The 19,080-nt window shown below is 60.6% G+C and carries 18 protein-coding genes; 8 read left to right on the top strand and 10 right to left on the bottom strand.

Annotated elements, in window-relative coordinates:
* Nucleotides 1-3: 3 nt before the first annotated feature.
* The gene (locus tag ACR0IV_RS18005; RefSeq protein ID WP_480659886.1) at nt 4-807 is read right to left on the bottom strand and encodes a metal ABC transporter ATP-binding protein; all 804 of its coding nucleotides are present in this window, start codon (nt 805-807) and stop codon (nt 4-6) included.
* Between the two features lie 3 nt (nt 808-810).
* Nucleotides 811-1,764 carry a metal ABC transporter solute-binding protein, Zn/Mn family gene (locus tag ACR0IV_RS18000; protein WP_480659888.1) on the bottom strand — a complete coding sequence of 318 codons (954 nt, stop codon included), beginning with the start codon at nt 1,762-1,764 and terminating at the stop codon, nt 811-813.
* Between the two features lie 201 nt (nt 1,765-1,965).
* On the opposite strand from ACR0IV_RS18000, the gene deoC reads away from it, so the two are divergent.
* The 4 genes from deoC (at nt 1,966) to ACR0IV_RS17980 (ending at nt 6,969) form a co-directional block, all read left to right on the top strand.
* Entirely contained in the window at nt 1,966-2,964 is a 999-nt protein-coding gene (gene deoC / locus ACR0IV_RS17995) for a deoxyribose-phosphate aldolase (protein WP_480659998.1), read from the top strand.
* A gap of 11 nt (nt 2,965-2,975) precedes the next feature.
* On the top strand, nt 2,976-5,309 hold the full coding sequence (locus tag ACR0IV_RS17990) for an aldehyde dehydrogenase family protein (protein WP_480659889.1): 2,334 nt from the start codon (nt 2,976-2,978) through the stop codon (nt 5,307-5,309).
* Between the two features lie 24 nt (nt 5,310-5,333).
* Nucleotides 5,334-6,149: an SDR family oxidoreductase gene (locus ACR0IV_RS17985; RefSeq protein ID WP_480659891.1), complete on the top strand. Its 816-nt coding sequence runs from the start codon at nt 5,334-5,336 to the stop codon at nt 6,147-6,149.
* 88 nt (nt 6,150-6,237) lie between these two features.
* Nucleotides 6,238-6,969, top strand: coding sequence for a Crp/Fnr family transcriptional regulator (locus ACR0IV_RS17980; protein WP_480659892.1), 732 nt, complete (start codon nt 6,238-6,240; stop codon nt 6,967-6,969).
* 3 nt (nt 6,970-6,972) lie between these two features.
* On the opposite strand, the gene ACR0IV_RS17975 is transcribed toward ACR0IV_RS17980, so the two are convergent.
* The 7 genes from ACR0IV_RS17975 to ACR0IV_RS17945 form a co-directional block, all read right to left on the bottom strand.
* Complete coding sequence (locus tag ACR0IV_RS17975; RefSeq protein ID WP_480659893.1) at nt 6,973-8,277, bottom strand: M16 family metallopeptidase; 1,305 nt, start codon at nt 8,275-8,277, stop codon at nt 6,973-6,975.
* Complete coding sequence (locus ACR0IV_RS17970; protein ID WP_480659895.1) at nt 8,274-9,614, bottom strand: M16 family metallopeptidase; 1,341 nt, start codon at nt 9,612-9,614, stop codon at nt 8,274-8,276. Before ACR0IV_RS17970 ends, ACR0IV_RS17975 begins: the two co-directional genes overlap by 4 nt.
* A gap of 89 nt (nt 9,615-9,703) precedes the next feature.
* Nucleotides 9,704-10,216: a DUF3035 domain-containing protein gene (locus tag ACR0IV_RS17965; RefSeq protein ID WP_480659896.1), complete on the bottom strand. Its 513-nt coding sequence runs from the start codon at nt 10,214-10,216 to the stop codon at nt 9,704-9,706.
* Between the two features lie 50 nt (nt 10,217-10,266).
* Nucleotides 10,267-10,743: a signal peptidase II gene (gene lspA / locus ACR0IV_RS17960; RefSeq protein ID WP_480659897.1), complete on the bottom strand. Its 477-nt coding sequence runs from the start codon at nt 10,741-10,743 to the stop codon at nt 10,267-10,269.
* Complete coding sequence (gene purH / locus ACR0IV_RS17955) at nt 10,743-12,332, bottom strand: bifunctional phosphoribosylaminoimidazolecarboxamide formyltransferase/IMP cyclohydrolase (protein WP_480659898.1); 1,590 nt, start codon at nt 12,330-12,332, stop codon at nt 10,743-10,745. Before purH ends, lspA begins: the two co-directional genes overlap by 1 nt.
* A gap of 22 nt (nt 12,333-12,354) precedes the next feature.
* A complete protein-coding gene (locus tag ACR0IV_RS17950; protein WP_480659899.1) occupies nt 12,355-14,094 on the bottom strand; it encodes a heparinase II/III family protein in 1,740 nt (579 codons plus the stop codon).
* A gap of 88 nt (nt 14,095-14,182) precedes the next feature.
* Nucleotides 14,183-15,442, bottom strand: coding sequence for an RsmB/NOP family class I SAM-dependent RNA methyltransferase (locus tag ACR0IV_RS17945; protein ID WP_480659900.1), 1,260 nt, complete (start codon nt 15,440-15,442; stop codon nt 14,183-14,185).
* A gap of 90 nt (nt 15,443-15,532) precedes the next feature.
* Here ACR0IV_RS17945 and ACR0IV_RS17940 point away from each other — a divergent pair, with 90 nt between their 5' ends.
* Nucleotides 15,533-15,715 carry a DUF1674 domain-containing protein gene (locus tag ACR0IV_RS17940; protein ID WP_480659901.1) on the top strand — a complete coding sequence of 61 codons (183 nt, stop codon included), beginning with the start codon at nt 15,533-15,535 and terminating at the stop codon, nt 15,713-15,715.
* Here the strand turns inward: ACR0IV_RS17940 and ACR0IV_RS17935 are convergent, their stop codons facing one another.
* Nucleotides 15,716-16,576 carry a LysR family transcriptional regulator gene (locus ACR0IV_RS17935; RefSeq protein WP_480659902.1) on the bottom strand — a complete coding sequence of 287 codons (861 nt, stop codon included), beginning with the start codon at nt 16,574-16,576 and terminating at the stop codon, nt 15,716-15,718.
* 97 nt (nt 16,577-16,673) lie between these two features.
* Here ACR0IV_RS17935 and tmpA point away from each other — a divergent pair, with 97 nt between their 5' ends.
* The 3 genes from tmpA to ACR0IV_RS17920 are packed head-to-tail and all read left to right on the top strand — an operon-like array spanning nt 16,674 to nt 19,062.
* Nucleotides 16,674-17,810, top strand: a complete 1,137-nt coding sequence (gene tmpA / locus ACR0IV_RS17930; protein WP_480659903.1) for a 2-trimethylaminoethylphosphonate dioxygenase — start codon at nt 16,674-16,676, stop codon at nt 17,808-17,810.
* Nucleotides 17,807-18,397, top strand: coding sequence for a (R)-1-hydroxy-2-trimethylaminoethylphosphonate oxygenase (gene tmpB, locus ACR0IV_RS17925; RefSeq protein WP_480659904.1), 591 nt, complete (start codon nt 17,807-17,809; stop codon nt 18,395-18,397). The genes tmpA and tmpB overlap by 4 nt, the downstream gene beginning before the upstream one ends.
* Complete coding sequence (locus tag ACR0IV_RS17920; protein WP_480659905.1) at nt 18,394-19,062, top strand: ureidoglycolate lyase; 669 nt, start codon at nt 18,394-18,396, stop codon at nt 19,060-19,062. Before tmpB ends, ACR0IV_RS17920 begins: the two co-directional genes overlap by 4 nt.
* Nucleotides 19,063-19,080 lie beyond the last annotated feature (18 nt).

Below are 19,080 nucleotides of genomic sequence, written 5' to 3'. Positions count from 1 at the left end.
GAATTATCCTATCTCACGCGAGACCTGATCGATCTGAGCAGTGGCCAGACGGCCCCCGTAAGCGGCTTGCAGGGTCTCGGGCGTAAAGGCCTCGGCCACCGGGCCCTCGGCCACTTTACGGGTATTGATCAGGAACACATGGTCGAAGTAGTCGGTGACCGTGGCCAGATCGTGATGCACGACGACGACCGTCTTGCCTGCCTCTTTCAGGGATTTCAGCACTGCGATGATGGCCTTTTCAGTGGCCGCATCAACGCCTGCGAAAGGTTCGTCCAACAGGTACAGATCAGCATCCTGAGCCAACGCGCGCGCAAGAAAAACCCTCTGCTGTTGACCACCGGACAATTGCCCGATCTGACGGTTAGCAAAGTCACGCATGCCCACACGGTGCAGACAATCCATTGCGCAGGCCATGTGACGGGCACGAACGCGACCCAACAGACCCAGCTCTCGTGACAGGCCCATAAGCACAACGTCGAGCACCCGGGTCGGAAAATCCCAGTCCACACTTGCGCGTTGCGGCACATAAGCAATGCGTGCACGCTGCGCGTCGAGCGACTTGCCATATACCGTCACCTGCCCGGACAGGGTCGGAACAATGCCCAGGGCAGCTTTCAGCATCGTCGACTTGCCAGCACCGTTCGGACCGATGATTGCAGTCATCGCGCCAGGCTGCACGGTCATGTCCACCGAAAACACAGCTGGCTTCTGACCATAGGAAACCGTCAGCCCGCGAATGGCTAGAGGGCTGTCGTCAATCCCCCGATCTTCGACCGAGACACCCTGAACGGAAGCAAGCTCCAGCATTATTCAAAACCCCGCCGACAGTTTTCCATCCATACCGCGACCTGGCACATCTCCGCCCAGCGCTGCGGCAATCACGGTGATGTTGTGATCAAGCATGCCCAAATAGGTACCCTCGTAAGTGCCAGGTTCGCCCATGGCGTCCGAGTACAGCTCGCCCCCGACCGTGACCTTGTGCCCTTTGGCCGCGGCACCTTCGATCAACGCCCGGATCGAACGGTCAGAGACCGAACTTTCGACAAAAACGGCGGCGATCTGACGGTCGACAAGCAGGTCAACAAGCTCACCGATCCGGTTCAAACCGGCCTCGGACTGGGTCGAGATGCCCTGAATGCCCAGAACCTCGAACCCGAAGCTCTCGCCGAAATAGCCAAAAGCATCATGTGCCGTGACCAGCACCTTGTTGCGTTCGGGCACCGAGCCCAATGCGTCATTGGCATAGGCGGTTAGCCGGTCAATATCGGCCAGATGAACCAGCGCATTTGCAGCAAAAACCTCGGCAGCCTCAGGGCGGGCGTCGGTCAATGCGGATTGCACTTCGGCAATCACATCACGCCACAACTCCGGGGTCATCCAGACATGCGGGTCGTATTTGTCGGCATAATCATCATGCGCCCGCAGCTTGGATGCATCGATCCCTTCTGCCACCGCCATGACGGTACGCTTGCGGCTTAGATCGTGAAAGAACTCTTCCATCTGGGCCTCAAGATAGAGACCATGCCAGAGCACCAGATCGGCACGGGTCATCGCCACGATATCGGTCCGGGTCTGGCGATAGGCATGCGGATCGACGCCGGGACCCATCAGGCCTTTGACCTCAACCTGATCGCCGCCGACCTGACGCACCGCATCCGCAATCATACCCGTGGTCGCAACCACCTTGAGCGGTGCCTCGGCCCAGGCTGCGAGGGGCAATGTTGCGGCAAATGTCAGGGCCGCAAGAAAGCTGCGACGAATCATGTTCGATCCCCACTGAATGTTCACTTGAGAATGAATATGCGAACCATTCGCAACTAAGTCAATGCTATTGAGAATTACTCGCAAGAAAATGTGCCATAATTTGTCCAAATGGTCAAATTTTTGCATATCTGTACCGCGCTGCACCTTTCAATTGCGGCCAACCCGTGCGATTTTGGCGCAAACCTCCCAAAGGACGCGATGATGGAAACGCAGAGCACTCAGAGCCCCGTGCGCACCGCGCATCTGCCACAAGTGACCGAGCCCCGGAACCCAGGTATGGACCTCGACCTGGACTGGGTGCGGGCCGTGCAGGCCAACACCTCGGCGATCGAACGCCGCGCGGCGACGCTGCCCGGTCGGCGGTCAGTGAAAAAAGATTATCAGGCGGCATGGCTGCTGAAAGCGATCACGATGATCGACCTGACCACGCTGGCCGGTGACGACACCGTGGGCCGCGTGCGCCGTCTCTGCGCCAAGGCGCGCCAGCCTGTTGCGCCCGCATTGTTGCAGGCGATGGGTATGCCGCTGATCACCACCGGCGCGGTTTGTGTTTATCACGACATGATCGAAACAGCGGTGGATGCATTGAAAGGCACAGGGATCCCCGTGGCCGCTGTATCGACCGGCTTTCCAGCAGGCTTGTCGCCCTTTCATCTGCGCGTGGCCGAGATCGAAGAAAGTGTGAAGGCGGGCGCGGATGAGATCGACATCGTGATCTCTCGCCGTCACGTACTCTCTGGCGACTGGCAGGCGCTGTATGACGAGATGAAGGCCTTCCGCGTGGCCTGTGGTGATGCCCATGTCAAAGCCATCCTCGCCACCGGAGAACTGGGCAGCCTGCGTAATGTTGCGCGTGCTTCGCTGGTCTGCATGATGGCCGGGGCTGATTTCATCAAGACCTCGACCGGGAAAGAGAGCGTCAACGCCACTTTGCCGGTGTCACTGGTGATGATCCGCGCGATCCGCGATTATTACGACCGCACGGGATATCGCGTTGGCTACAAGCCTGCAGGCGGGATTTCCAAAGCTAAGGACGCGCTGGTGTACTTGTCGCTGATCAAAGACGAGCTAGGCGACCGCTGGCTGGAACCCGATCTGTTCCGATTTGGCGCATCGTCGCTGCTGGGCGATATCGAGCGGCAGTTGGAACACTTCGTGACGGGCGCTTATTCCGCCGGTTACAGGCACTCGATGGGCTGAGGACGAAAACAATGACAGTCAAAGAGATTTTCGAAACCATGGACTACGGCCCCGCTCCCGAAAGCGCTGCCGAGGCGTTGGCCTGGCTGGTCGATCAGGGCGACAAGTTCGGACACTATATCGACGGTGCCTTCACCAAACCTGGCAAGGGATTCGACAGCCGCAACCCGGCGACCGGAGAGGTGCTGGCCAAGCTGACACAGGCGAAACAGGCCGACGTGGACGCTGCCGTTGCCGCCGCGCGCAAGGCGCAACCCAAATGGGAGAAGCTGGGCGGCGCGGGGCGTGCACGTTATCTCTACGCGATTGCACGCCTGCTGCAGAAACACTCGCGTCTGTTTGCTGTGTTGGAGAGCATGGACAACGGCAAGCCGATCCGTGAATCGCGCGACATCGACATCCCGCTGGCGCAGCGGCACTTCTATTACCACGCAGGCATGGCCCAATTGATGGAGAGCGAACTGCCCGACGCTCAAGCGCTGGGGGTTTGCGGGCAGATCATTCCATGGAACTTCCCGCTGCTGATGCTGGCGTGGAAGATCGCTCCGGCGCTGGCGATGGGGAATACGGTGGTTCTGAAACCGGCCGAATATACCTCGCTGACCGCGCTGCTGTTTGCCGATATCTGCACGCAGGCCGGATTGCCGAAGGGCGTGGTCAACATCGTCACCGGAGACGGCGCGGTGGGCGAGATGATCGTGAATGCGGATGTGGACAAAATCGCCTTCACCGGCTCGACTGTTGTCGGGCGTCGCATCCGCGAGGCGACCGCAGGTTCGGGCAAAGAACTGACTTTGGAACTGGGCGGCAAGTCCGCTTATGTCGTGTTCGACGACGCCGACATTGATTCAGCGATCGAAGGACTGGTCGACGCGATTTGGTTCAATCAGGGTCAGGTCTGCTGCGCGGGCTCGCGCCTGCTGGTGCAGGAAGGCATCGCCGACCGGTTCCACGCGAAACTACGCGCGCGCATGGACACGCTGCGCATTGGCGATCCGCTGGACAAATGCATCGACGTGGGTGCGGTTGTTGACCCTGTCCAGCTACAGACCATCAAGGGCATGGTCGAAAGCAACACGGTGGGTCACGTGCATCAGGCGGCATGTGAGCTGCCCGCAAACGGCTGCTACTACCCGCCGACGCTGATCTCAGGCCTCGAAACCTCCGACCCGCTGATGCAGGAGGAAATCTTCGGCCCGGTGCTGGTGTCGTCCACCTTCCGCACGCCGGAAGAAGCGGTCGAGCTGGCCAACAACACCCGCTACGGGCTGGCAGCAACGGTCTGGACTGAGAACGTGAACCTCGCGCTGGACATCGCGCCCAAGCTGGTTGCCGGCGTGGTCTGGGTGAATGCCACCAACCTGTTCGACGCTGCCGCTGGGTTCGGCGGTGTGCGTGAGAGCGGTTTTGGCCGTGAAGGCGGCTGGGAAGGGCTGACCGCCTATACCAAGCCCAAGGGCAAGGCCAAGCCGCTGGCGAAGGTCGAGGCCGCGATGGGCGAAGGTGCCCCGGTCGACCCCATCGATCGCACGGCAAAGATGTATGTCGGCGGCAAGCAGGCGCGACCCGACGGTGGGTATTCGAAACCCATCTGGGGCAAGTCTGGCCTACTGGGCCATGTAGGCCTTGCCAACCGCAAAGACGTTCGTAACGCGGTTGAGGCTGCGGCGGGCGCCAAAGGCTGGTCCAAGACCACCGGTCACCTGCGGGCGCAGATCTTGTATTATATTGGCGAGAACCTCTCAGCCCGAGCCGATGAATTCGCCGTACGCATTGATGCGATGACCGGTAAGAAGGATGGCGCAAAAGAGGTCGACGCCTCAATCCAGCGCCTGTTTACCGCCGCCGCGTGGGCAGACAAATATGACGGTCAGGTGCATGGCGTTCCGATCCGGGGCGTTGCGATTGCTATGAAGGAACCGGTTGGCGTGATCGGTGCGCTCTGTGCGGACGAGGCGCCTTTGCTGGGTCTGATCTCGGCCATGGCTCCGGCGATTGCGATGGGCAATCGAGTGGTATTGGCCGCATCCGAGCCTTATCCACTGGCAGCGACCGACTTCTACCAGATCCTTGAAACCTCCGATGTCCCCGCAGGCGTGGTCAACATCCTGACCGGCAGTCATGCGGAACTGGCCAAACCGCTGGCCTCGCATCTGAACGTCGATGCTGTCTGGTCATTCTCGTCCGCTGATTTGTCGAAAGAGATCGAGGTCGTCTCGGCCGGAAACCTGAAACGGACCTGGGTGAATAACGCGACGGCATTTGACTGGAGCGTGGACCATTCACGCCGCTTCCTGCAGGCTGCGACCGAAGTTAAAAACATCTGGGTGCCCTACGGCGAGTAGGGCCCCCGCATCAGGGAGGCCCGTATGGATTTTTCAGGACAAACCGTCATCGTCATTGGCGGCACCAGCGGTATCAACCGGGGCATTGCCGAGGCTTTTGCGGCCTCGGGTGCCAAACTGGCTGTGGCCAGCCGGTCGCAGGAGAAGGTGGATGATACCGTTGCAGCGTTAAAGGCGGCGGGCGCGCAAGACGCCATCGGAGCGGCGTTCGACGTGCGTGATCCTGATGCTGTGGCAGCGGGTCTGAAGCAGTTCCATGAGACGTTCGGAGACTTCGATGTATTGGTTTCAGGCGCAGCCGGAAACTTTCCGGCACTGGCAGCTGAGATGTCGGTCAACGCGTTCAAGACGGTGATCGATATCGATCTGATGGGCACAATCCATGTGATGAAAGGGGCGTATCCTTACCTCAAACGCCCCGGTGCGAGCATCATCAACATCTCGGCCCCGCAATCCTATCTTCCCTACGAGGGGCAAGCGCATGTTTGCGCGGCGAAGGCGGGCGTGGACCAGATCACCCGGACGCTCTCGATGGAATGGGGGGTCGAAGGGATCCGCGTGAACTCGGTCGTGCCCGGGTTCATTGAAGGGACCGAGGGCGCGAAACGTCTGGCTCCGACCCCGGATGCCGGTGAAGCGCTGCGCCGCGACGTGCCGTTGGGACGTTGGGGTCAGCCGCAGGACGTCGCCAACGCTTGCCTATTCCTCAGCTCGGACCTTGCCAGCTATATCAGCGGGACGGTTCTGGCCGTTGACGGAGCGCTTTATCAACGTGGCTCCGGCAAATTCGGCCAGATGATGGGAGAAATGCTGCGCGCACGGGCTAAGGCACAGACATAAAACAAATTAGCCTGTGAAATTGTTCATATACAGCATGTGACCAATTACGCAGAGTCCTGCCCATCACAATGTAAGGATGGGCCAAGACATGCTGACATTGCCTTTTGGCACCCCGGAAACAGCGCAAATCATCGTGATGATCGGTGTACTGGGCGCAGGGCTATACATCCTGAACTATTTCCTTCTGCAAATGGGGATCGTGCGGGGCAGCGGTGTTCTGTACCCGGTGCTGGTGATTGTAGCTGCCAGCTGCGTGCTGATCAGCATGGCCGAAGAATTCAACCTCGCGGGTTCGATCATCCAGATGGCCTATATCCTGATCTCGGTCATGGGCCTGGTACGCGGATATCTCTCGCATCACCTTGTGCGGTTCTCCAAACCCGAACGGCAATTCGTCGAGAACTATCTTGAGACGCTGAAGCCGCATCATGCACGCAGGCTGTTGAACACGGCCAATCTGGTCACGTTTGAACCCGGCGAAACGGTAATCGAAGAAGGCATCACCAGCGACTATCTGGCTTATGTACTGTCGGGCCGCACCACCATCCTCAAGACTGGTCAGGTCATCAACCAATGCGGCCCCGACCAGATTCTCGGAGAGCTGACCTTTGGCATCGGAGTGCCTGCAACCGCAACGGTGCGCGCAGCCGAACCGACCACCTGTCTGGTTTTCGACAGCCAGCGCCTTGCCCGTCTGCTGCGGCGCAATCGCCAGATCGACGACGCGCTCAAGGCCGCGCATTTCCGGCATGCGCGCCAGAAGCTGCTAAGCAGTAACAATCACACGGTCAAAGCGCGCACCACCGCAGTTGCGGCCTAGGCGTCAACCATCCAGACCCACCGGCTTGCCCACAATGGTGAAGTGCAGACCCTCTGGGTCCAGCAGTTCAGAGGCGACGCGGTTGACCTCTTCCAGTGTCACTGCGTTTACCTTGTCATTGCGGGTGGCGATGTAGTCGATAGGGAGCTCTTCCATCTGCATCCCGACCATGATCCCGGCGATCTGGCCATTGCCATCGAAACGCAGCGGGTAGGCTCCGGTCAGATAGGTCTTGGCGTCATCCAGTTCCTTCTGGGTTACCCCCTCGGTCGCCGCACGGGCCCATTCATCGCGGATCACCTCCACCGCATCTGCGATGCGATCATTGGCCGACGATACCGACCCCAGATAGACCGAGGCCAGATCCTTGGGCACAAGGAAGGTCGAGATGCCATAGGTCAGGCCACGTTTTTCGCGCACTTCCTGCATCAGGCGGCTCTCAAACCCGCCACCTCCAAGGATGTGGTTTAGAACGAAGGCGGCGAAGAAATCCGGATCATCGCGGTCGATCCCCGCATGGCCAAACAAGGCGACAGACTGCGGGGTATCAAAATCCACCACGCTGATTCCACCGGGGATATTCACCTCAGCCCGGTCCGGAATCGGTTTGCCGGTCGCCGGAAAATCCGCAAGCAGGGTGTCCAGCAGTGCACCCAACTCTTCGGCTGTGATGTCACCAACGGCTCCGACATAGAGACGATCCCTGACAAATACATTGTCATAGGCGGACACGATATCCTCACGCGACAGGGCCGAGACGGATTCGATCGTCCCCTTGCCATCCGTGGCATAGGGGTGATCACCGTAGGCCATCTGGGCGAAGCTGCGCCCGGCTATGTCGTTCGGGTCGGTCTGATCCGATTTAAGCCCCGAAATCACCTGGGCGCGCACCCGGTCGATTGCGTCCTGATCAAACCGAGGTTCGTGCAGGGTGGTGCGCAACAGATCAACCACCTCATCGCGGTTCTCGGTCAGGAACCGTGCTGAGATCGAAACGGTATCATCCGTCGCGCGATACGTGAACGAGGCCGCCAGTGACTCTAGCTCGCGGGCGTAGGTCCGGGCGTCCATATCTCCGGCACCCTCCTCGATCAGGCCGCTCATCAGATAGACAGCGCCTCGCTTGTCGGCGTCATCCAGCGATGTCCCACCCCGAAAACGCAGCTCCAGCGCCGTGAAGGGGATCGAGTGATCCTCGACCAGCCAGGCCTTGATCCCGGCGGGAGAGGTAACCTCTTGGATATTGATCTCGGCCCAGGCAGGCAGGGCAACGACAAATGCGATCAGCGTCGCGAAAATCCGTTTCATTGGGTCACCTCATCGTCGCGCATCAGCCAGCCGGTGACCGAGGTTTCCAACTGCAGCACCTCGCGTGCTGCTGCGATGATCTCGTCCCCGGTGACAGCCTGAAGGATATCGGGCCAGGCCTGCACGTCCTCGACTGTCAGACCACTGGTCAGCGCCCGGCCATAGCGGTTGCCGATGGCGTCCACATTGTCGCGCGCGTAGATTTGCGATGCGCGCAGCTGCATCTTGATCCGGTCAAGGTCGTCTTCGTTGACACCTTCGGCAATGAAATCGGCAACGGTCTGATCCATTGCATCTTCCGCCTCCTGCAATGAGACGCCTTCGGCGGGCACCACCAGCAGGTCAAACGTGGTGTCATCCAGCGAAACGCCACGATAGAACGCGCCGGCATAAACAACCTTCTGCTGCTCAAACTGCAGTTTTTCGTTCAGGTAAGACGTCGTGCTACCGCCAAGCAATTCGGCCAGCAGGAATAGCGCAGCAGCCTTCTCCTGCGCACCCGCATCCCGTTCCGGCGCAAGATAGCTGCGTTGGACATAGGGTTGCGCAACGCGGGCATCCTTGAAGGTCAGACGACGTTCGGCCGTCTGGGGTGGCTCTTGCGAGCGGATGCGTTCTGGCAGATCTGAATTGGCAGGGATCACGCCATAATACTGATCTGCCAGCGTTCTGACCTCATCGGGGTCGACATCGCCCGTGACGACCAGAATGGCATTATTGGGCGCGTAATGGGTTTGATAGAAGGACAGAGCGTCATCCATATCCAGCGTCTCCATCTCGTGACGCCAGCCGATAATGGGCACGCCATACCGATGGTTGAGATACTGCGCCGCATTCATCTGCTCGCCGAACAGTGCGCGGGGGCTGTTTTCCGTGCGCTGATTACGCTCTTCCAGGATCACATCGCGTTCAGTGACAATATCGTTTTCAGTCAGACGAATGTTGCGCATCCGATCTGATTCCATCCGCATCATCAGTTCCAGCCGGTCGGCGGCAACGCGCTGAAAATAGGCGGTGTAGTCATAAGAGGTGAAGGCATTGTCATTGCCGCCATTGGCAGCAACGGTGGCCGAAAACTCTCCCGGAGCCAGCGTGTCGGTTCCCTTGAACAGCAGATGCTCAAGAAAATGCGCCACACCTGATGAACCGATGGGCTCATCCGCCGATCCGGCCCGATACCAGACCATATGCTGCACGACCGGCGCACGGCGATCTTCGATCACCACGACATCCATGCCGTTATCAAGCGTAAAAGTTGTGACCGCCTCTTGCCCCTCTTGCGCCCAAAGAGGGGTTGCAGCGATCAGGGCTGCCGACAGTGCCAGGGCCCGAACCATGGGGCGTCCTCCGTTTCGTTTGATGACAATCAAACTACGGTGGTGGTGCGCGGGTTCAAGGCCAATGACAGAAAGTTAAGAAGAATTCATCACTGCGGCGGTGCGGACGGAGTCTCAAGCCCACGGCTGCGCGCCGCTTCGTTCACGTCGTTCGCGTCAATCGCCTCACGCCGGTAGGCTTGCGCGTAGCGGTCCACCGGGAACAGGCGAATACGCGTCAGGCGCTGCTTCTTCCGGCGGAACTCGGCATCTTCTTCGGCAATTACCTGACGGGTGTTTGCCGGCACGCCATATCGGCTTGATGCCGTCACCAGTGCCGCATCACCCGACGGGATGCCAGCGTTCGGGTTCAGTGCAGCCTCACTTCCACCCAGCGCCACAACTGCATCCGCCGTGGGGTTGGGATCGGTGAGGTTGCCGCTGCCCGGCGTCGGGGCAGGCAGGAACGCATAGTCCTTTGGCTGGGTCAGCGGCTTGACCGGCAGCACCGCAAATTCATCCGGTCCCTGCCCCGGGGCCCGAAGGTTGCGCAGACCAATATCGGCACAGCCCGCAACCGAAGCGGCGAGTGTCAGGACAAGAATGGCGCGCGGCAGTCGCATCGGTATCTCCAGCCAGTTTCAGGGGCTTTTATCGCATATCGCAAAGCGCGTCACGAGGGCTTTTTGCTATCAAACAGCACCAGGCCCAAAGCTCCCGCAAATATGAACACATCAGCCAGATTGAAAACAAACGGATTGTTGATGCCGCAGCAGGACATGTTCAGAAAATCCAGAACATAGCCATAAAGCACTCGGTCCACGACATTTCCCAGCGCGCCGCCGATCAACAGGCCTCCGCAGAACAGCATAAATTTGGTGGGGGTCGCGCGCGCCAGCCAGATGAGGACGCCGACGCAGATCACCAGCGAAATGCCGATCAGCACCCAGCGCGCGGCATCGCTGTTGCCTTGAAACAGGCCAAAATTGATGCCGCGATTCTCGCCGTATTTGAACACGACAAGCGGTGGCAGAATGTCGATGCCATTGGGATGTTCGGCCACGCGCATCACATGAACAACCAGATACTTGCTGATCTGGTCGATCAGAAACGCGGCCAGACCAGCCCAGAGGAGGAGCGCATTTCGCATCAGTGACGGAAATGACGCATGCCGGTGAAGACCATCGCCAGACCAGCCTCATCCGCTGCCGCGATCACTTCGTCATCACGCATCGAACCGCCGGGCTGGATAACGCACGTGGCCCCGGCTTGCGCCGCTTCCATCAGACCATCGGGGAAGGGGAAGAACGCATCTGACGCCACGGCCGAGCCGATGGTCAACGGTTGCGGCAGGTCCAGTGCTTCGGCCATGCGCTCGGCCTTTTTGGCCGCAATCAGGGCCGAATCGACGCGGCTCATCTGGCCCGCGCCGACGCCCACGGTCGCGCCATCTTTGACGTAAACGATGGCGTTGGATTTGACATGTTTTGCCACTTTCCACGCGAACAGAAGATCGCGCATCTGTTCATCAGTCGGGGCCTTCTTGGTGACGACCTTCAGGTCATCCATGCCGACAAAGCCGTTGTCCTTGTCCTGCACCAGCAAGCCGCCCGCCACCTGTCGCACGGTTTTGCCACCGGCGGTCACATCGGGCAGCGCTTCGGTGGTGAGCAGACGCAGGTTCTTCTTGGCGGCAAAGATCGCCTTGGCCTCGTCCGATGCGCCCGGAGCGATGACAACCTCGGTAAAAATGCCGGTGATCTCTTGCGCAGTTTCTGTGTCCAAGGGCTGGTTCAGCGCCACGATGCCACCAAAAGCTGAGGTGCGGTCGCAGTCGAACGCGGCTTTGTAGGCTTCCAGCAGGGTTGCACCCTTGGCTACGCCGCAAGGGTTGGCATGTTTGATGATGGCACAGGCCGCGCCGTCGGCGGGGTCGAATTCAGCCACCAGCTCGAAGGCAGCGTCGGTGTCGTTGATGTTGTTGTAGCTCAGTTCCTTGCCCTGATGCTGCACGGCTGTTGCCACGCCGGGACGGCCCGAACCATCGGTATAGAATGCCGCCTGCTGATGGCTGTTCTCGCCATAGCGCAGGGTCTGTTTCAGCTCGCCAGCAAAGGCGCGGCGTTTCGGGGCCTCTAGCTGCAACGCGTCAGCCATCCAGTTCGACACGGCAGTGTCATAGGCGGCAGTACGTGCATAAGCCTTTTGAGCCAGCCACTGCCGAAAACCCAGCGAGGTCTTGCCGTAGTTTTCTTCGAGTTGATCCAGCAGCGATGAGTAATCTTCGACATCCACAACCACGTTCACAAAGGCATGGTTCTTGGATGCCGCCCGGATCATCGCTGGACCGCCGATATCGATGTTCTCGATGCACTCGTCATAGCCTGCGCCTTTGGCAACGGTCGCCTCGAAGGGATAGAGGTTCACGACCAGCAGATCGATCGCACCAATGCCGTGTTGCTCCATCGCCGCTACATGGGTGTCATTGTTCCGCAGTGCCAGCAGCCCGCCATGCACCATCGGGTGCAGAGTCTTGACCCGTCCATCCATCATCTCGGGAAAGCCGGTGACCTCGCTGACATCTTTCACCTCAAGGCCAGCCTCACGCAGTGCCTTCGCTGTACCGCCGGTCGACAGCAATTCAACCCCGCGTTCGGCCAGTGCCTTGCCCAGCTCGATCAGCCCGGTCTTGTCGGAAACGGAAAGCAAAGCGCGGCGCACGGGGTGAAGATCGGTCATGGGTCCAAAGGTCCTTTTGGCGTCAGTCGAATACGGGCTCGTCCCGGTGCGTGTCCCGCACGGCATAGGCTGTATCCTGAGCCTTGCTGAGCGTCCACCGGATGCGCGTCGCATACTCCATTGCGCGGCCAGATAGAACGATCTGTTTTGTCGCGCGCGGCTTCAAACGGCCTTTTTCCAGATAAACGCTTGGTTCAACTGACAACTTTCCGATGTTGTCATGACGGAAAACCCAGATCTCACCGCTTTTGAGCGCCATCGAGACCGCCGCGCCGCCCAGATCCAGCGCTGCATCGACGTCGGGATGCAGGTGAAAGCGGATGTCAAACGCGATCCCCTTGAGGTTGGCGGCATCCATCGCCCTGTCGAACTGCCGCTTGGCCTTGTCGGTTGCCGTCAGCAGAATATCCTCGCCCGCCAGCTCGCGCCCGTCAAAGCGCAACTCAAGGGTTCGGGCATGGGTCAGGCCGAAAACCTTGGCATAACCGTCATGACCGGCCATGAAACGGGTACCCTCGAAGGCGTCTTCGAAATCCACCGGCACGTCCTGAGGACAATCGACCAGCGCCTCATGCGCCGCGCCTTTCACCGGCGCGGCAAGACGGGCGCTGGAATATCCGTCCACGCATAGCGTCGAGTGCGAGGGCGTGGCCCGCCCCGCCCGGCGCCAGTCCTGCCCGAAGCTGCCGCCCGAGCCGCAATTCACGATCAGGGGGCGACGGCCCGAGGTCAGTTCAAACGCAAGGGTCGAAGCATGGGCATTGTATGATGCAGCCCCTTTTGGCGGCGCACTGGCATCGACCAGCACCGTCGTCCGCGACGCTGCCAACCTGGCAAAGCCCATCGAAAGGTCTGAATGCTCCTGAGGTTTCACCCCGCTCTGCGCCAGCGCCTGATCCAACCGCCCCTCAAGCCCGCGCCCGCCGCCGTGGAATCGCGCCAGTGCACCATCTGCATGACGCAGATTACGCAAAGTCGGGGCGATCCGCCGGATCGCCCCGGTCTGGGCAACAGGCGTCCCCCGGCCCACCTCGCTGAGCGCCGCCGAGGTCCAGGCAAGCAAGGTGAAAACCTCGAGCAGCTCCTCGGGGTTGCGGGTCAGGATACCCCCTTCCGCATCAATCTGGCGTTCGCATTCACGGGCCATAGCCTTGAGCGCTGGGTCAGCCATCTGCTCCAACCCGTCCAAAGCCAAACCTGCTTGCACCAGACCACCCAGCGCTTCGAACCGGGGAAGGCCCGGCGTCGCCGAGGTCCAGCGTTTGGACAGGAACCATGTCTGTTGCGCCAGCGACCGGAAAAATCGCTTGCTGTGCGCCTCATTCATCCCGCGCAACAGGAATTGCGCATGGTTAATCCAGCGCGTCACCCGCCGCCCTGTCAGATCCGGGGCCCAGCCGGGACCGTGCCCGCGCCCATGCGCCTCAACCCAGCCCCATACCCAACGCTGCGCTTTTTCACGCGCGCGATAATCTCCGACAGCGGCCAGATCATCCAACCAGGAAAATCCGTGGCGTTCATCGTCGAAATCCGTGCTGGGGGCGGTCACATCCCAGAGGTCTGTATCATCGGCTTCAACCAGATACCCGGCGAACAGCAGGTTCCCGGCTACCAGCTGCCGACCGCGTGCAAAAGACCCCACCGTGCGCGGTTCGGGTTGGCCCACGAAACCGGCGGCGGGTTTTTGCCTTTGACTCAGGCGCGCGTAGAGACGGTTCTGAAACCGCGTCCAGCGATTGGCCATTGTGTCCGAGTTTGACATGACGCTTGCGATTCTGCCCCTTGCGCTCTGCGGGCGCTTGACCACACGATAGACCGGTCCGTTCGTCAAGTCATCGAAAAGCGTTGCGTCAGGCGGATTTGTTGAGGCAGGCGATATAGAACCCGTCCATACCACCCCTGTCGGGCCAGTAGTCGGGGCGCAAACGCAGGCCACCTTCCTCAGTGATCCAGCCTGTTTCAACGCCTTCTACTTCAAGCGCGGCACGGTCGATCTGCATCTCGGGGTGCTGGTCCAGCGCCTCTTCGATCTGCACCTCGCCCTCGTCGGGCAACAGTGAACAGGTGCAATAGACCAGCCGCCCGCCGGGTTTCAGCAAGGACCATGCATGGGCCAGCATCTGCGCCTGCAACTCGATCAGCGCGCCGAATTCCGAGCCGTCCTTGGCGAACGGCAAATCCGGATGGCGGCGAATCGTGCCTGTTGCCGAACAGGGCGCGTCGAGCAGGATGGCGTCGTACTGCCCCTGATGTTCCAACGCATCTCCGGTGATCACTTCGGCCCTGAGGCCTGTTCGTTTCAGATTCTCACGCACCCGCGCCAGCCGCGCCTCGGAAACATCCAGCGCTGTGACCTCTGCCCCCGCCGCAGCCAGTTGCAGCGTCTTACCGCCCGGCGCAGCGCAGAGGTCCAGCACCTTTTCCCCGGCTTTCGGGGCCAGGACCCGCACGGGTAAGGCCGCGGCCGCATCCTGTACCCACCAGGCGCCCGCCTCGTATCCCGGCAGAGTTGAAACCTGCCCCGCATCCCGCAGCCGGACCGAGCCAGTGGGCAGCACCTCACCACCGGGCGCGTCGGCTCCGGGTTTCAATGTCACGTCCAAAGGCGCGCCGCTGAAATGGGCCTGCTCCATGCCCTTCACCGCGCCCTCGCCCCATGCCATGATCAGCGGATCACGCAGCCACTCGGGCAGGCGAGGCACGCGCATTTTGGGCCAAGCGTCTGGGCCATCGGCGGCAATCTTACGCAGAACCGCGTTTACCAGCCCCTTCAACCGCCCGTGCTTGCGCGAGCGGCCAACGATCTCGACCATCGAATTGACCACCCCATGGGCAGCTTCACCCTGACACAGCTCAACCGTGCCAAGCCGCAGTGCGTTGTGCACGGTCAGCGCCGGTGTTTGCCGCAGATGATCGGCCAGCAGCCGGTCGGCACGCTCAAGCCCGCGCAGGGTTTCAACAGTCAATCGTTGAGCGCGCGCGCGATCTTCCGGCGCAAGGCGGTCCAACGCTCCGGCTGCAAGGCATTCTGGCAACAACCGGCCCTCACCCAACATCTGATCCAGCAGATAGATGGCGCTGCGCCGCGCGGCTGTTGCGGAGTTTGACATGATGCTGAGTGTCCCTCGTGACTTTTGCCCGCATTGCCTTGGGCGGACGAGGGCGTATATCAAGGCGCTGAACGGAAAGGAACCCGATGCATGAGTGACGAGCGCAAAGACCTGCCCCCCGCCGCCCAGCGCGCCCTCGCCGAGGCTGAGGAACGTCGCAAGAAGGCTCAGGCCGACGCCATGGATCAGCCCAAAGAACTGGGCGGGCGCGACGGCCCTGACCCTGCTCGCTATGGTGATTGGGAGAAGAAGGGCATCGCCATCGACTTCTGATCAGGCCGCGCCCCGCAGCGCTTGCAGAAAGTCGTCTATTAGCGCCCGCTGCCGTTTCGACCGCACCCGTTCCTCGGGCCATGTCAGCCAGTATCCATCTTTTGTCTGCAGCTCGGGCAGGTCAAGCTTGCTCAATCGACCGGTCTGCAAACTGCCCGCCGCCAAGGGTACCGAACCCAGAACGATCCCCATCCCCTGCCGCGCCGCCGTGATCGCGTGACCAACGGAATCGAAACTCAGTCGCCCAGTCGGCAAATCCTCGACCCCAGCAACGCGCGCCCAATCCTGCCAGCCGGGGCGTTCTCCACGCAGATCAATCAGCGGCGCGCCCCAGTCGACCCCCGGTGCAGCCATCGGCGCCAGCACCTCGGGCGCGATCAGTTTGGATTTGCGCGCGGACCAAACTCCTCGACCATATCGGATCTGCAGCCATGTCCGCTCCTCATCCAGAGATGAGCGACGAGCCATGGAGTCCGTCATTACCCGTACCTTGGGCCGAAGTTCTAAAAGTGCAGGTAGGGCAGGCAAAACCAACGCGTGAATATGCGACGACAATCCAGCGACCCTCAACTCGCGCGGGGATTTGCCGAACAGATCCTCGGTGTTGCGTTCCAGCGCCTGCAGGCTGTCCTGCACCAGCGGCAAATAGCTCTCGCCTTCAATGGTCAGCGACACGCCGCGCGCCTCACGCACAAATAACGACCGGCCCAGCCATGCCTCGAGGTTGCCGATCCGCTGGCTGACAGCCGCCTGCGTCAGACCAAACTCTCGTGCGGCCGCGGAAAAGCCGCCCAATCGTCCTGCAGCTTCGAATACGCGCAACCAGTCCAGCGGGGGTAATCCGATCTTTTTCTTAGCCATAAGATTTTCCAAGCCTCAGTGGCAATAAGGTTTAATTGTGGTAATGCCACGAAGCGCGTATCTCCTCAAGCAAAGCCGCGCTGAACAGGAGATCCCCATGCTGCGCACCGCCACCCAAGATGCCTCGGTCGTGACCGTCACTTTCGATACAGGCACCCAGGCCCGCTTCCATGCCATTTGGCTACGCGACAACGCGCTAGACCCCGAAACCCGCGCCCCGGGAAACGGCCAGCGGCTGATCTCTATCGGTGACATCCCCGCTGACATCTCGGTCAGCACCGCTGAGGTCCTCAATGGCGATTTGAATGTTACTTTCCAGCCCGAGAACAAGACCGTCACCTTCCCTGCCAATTGGCTGGCCAATCACGTCTATGATTCCGATCAGTCTCAGGAAACCGGTCGCACTGCCCCCGGCATCACTACTTGGGAACGCGGTATCGACGCGCCCAGCGCCGACTGGACCGAAGTTCACATCAACCCCGCGACCAAACGCAACTGGCTGGCCGCAGTGGCCGAGTTCGGCTTCGCCAAACTGACAGGCGGCCCGACCGAGCCCGAGTCGCTACTGAAAGTGGCCGATCTGTTCGGCTATGTTCGCGAGACCAATTACGGCCCCTATTTTGAGGTACGGACTGAGGTGAACCCGACCAATCTGGCCTATACCGGGCTGGGTCTGCAGGCCCACACCGACAACCCCTATCGCGATCCGGTGCCGACGCTGCAAATCCTCTATTGCCTGGAAAACAGCGCCGAGGGTGGGGATTCCATCGTGGTCGACGGTTTCCGTGCTGCCGAAAAGCTGCGTGAACAAAACCCCGAAGGTTTCGCCCTTCTGGCGGGTTATCCGGCACGATTTGAGTACAAAGGTTCGGACGGGGTCTGCCTGCGCGCGCGGCGCCCAATGATTGAGCTGTCGCCCGATGGTGAACTGGTTGGCATCAGATTTAACAACCGATCCTCGGCCCCTTTCGTTGATATCCCGTTCGACAAGATGGAAGCCTATTACGCCGCCTATCGCCAGTTGGGCGAGATCATCGACGACCCTGCGATGGGCGTGTCGTTCAAGCTGGAACCGGGCGAAAGCTTCATCGTCGACAACACCCGCGTCTTACACGCGCGTCTGGGCTACTCCGGCGCGGGCTCACGTTGGTTGCAAGGGTGTTACGCCGACAAGGACGGGTTGCTGTCTACGCTCGCGGCGATGGAAATGGCGCAACCGGAGGCGGCAGAATGAAGCCCGATTTCTCGACCCTGAACCGCGACAACATCGTCGCGTTCATCGGTGATATCTTCGAGCGCCGTGGCGGCGAGGAGTATCTGGGCGAACCCGTCACCATGGCAGAGCACATGCTGCAAGGGGCGACTATTGCCGAACAAAACGGCATGCCCGAGGAGATCATCGTCGGTGCTTTGCTGCATGACATCGGCCACTTCACATCGGAATTCGGCACCTACCATCCTGACGACACCGAGGATCGCCATCATGAGGACGCGGGTGCCGAGGTGCTGGAGCAGTTCTTCCCCTCGGTCATCACCGATTGCTGTCGCTATCACGTGGCAGCCAAGCGCTATCTCTGCGCCACGAAGCCCGAGTATTTTAACCGCTTGTCGACCGCATCGGTCCATACGCTGGAACTGCAGGGCGGTCCGATGAATGCCGAGGAGGTCGCCGCGTTCGAGGCCAACCCGAACCTGAAAGAGATTATTCAGGTCCGCTATCTCGACGAGGCGGGCAAGCGCGCCGATATGGAAACCGCGGACTTTGCACATTTTGCCCCGATGGTGCAGCGTATGGTCGACAGACATATGGAGATCGCATGAACGCCCCCGAGTACATATTCGAGGCCAGCACCAAGCCTTCGCTGCCCTGGCATGAGGTGCCGCTGATCCGCGCCACCGATGCCTCTGTCAAAGGTTATGGCTGTCTGGTCGACGACCCCGAAGGCTTCGAGATCGAGATCACCCGCTGGCCGCAACAGGGCTGGCGGCCCATCGACGAAGGCACCGGTGACGAAGGCGGTTGGGTCGAGGGCACCTTTCGCGGTGAATGGAAGGGCGATGTGCTTTACGGTGAGAACGAAGCGGTCAATGGCCACTATGTTCTGGGCTGGTCGACCGACCCGCAGCAGGCGCAGACCGCTCGGCAAACAGCGCCGCGCGATCAGGTGCTCTTGTGGCATATGAACTATCACCCGGATGGGGGGCAGATGTTCTGGCCGCTGGACAACAAGCCCTTCATCATCCCCGCCGCCCTGCCTGGCGACAACCTGACACCGGAAAAGGTCGTGGCCTTCTGGTGCGACGGCTCGCGTGGCCTCTATATCCATCCCTGCATCTGGCATGAGGGGATATTCCCGGTCGAAGACAGCCAACGCTTCCTCGACCGTCAGGGCGCAGTTCACGCCCGGGTCAGCGCCGATATCGGCAAGGAATTCGGCGTCTACCTCGCCTGCCCATTGAGCGCAGACAAGATCAGAGATCTCTGAGGATGCGCCCTTCGGGGC

The organism is Ruegeria sp. C2 (assembly GCF_056537765.1).
Note: the sequence above shows the minus strand (reverse complement) of the source record. Positions and strands in the feature narration are given on the sequence as shown.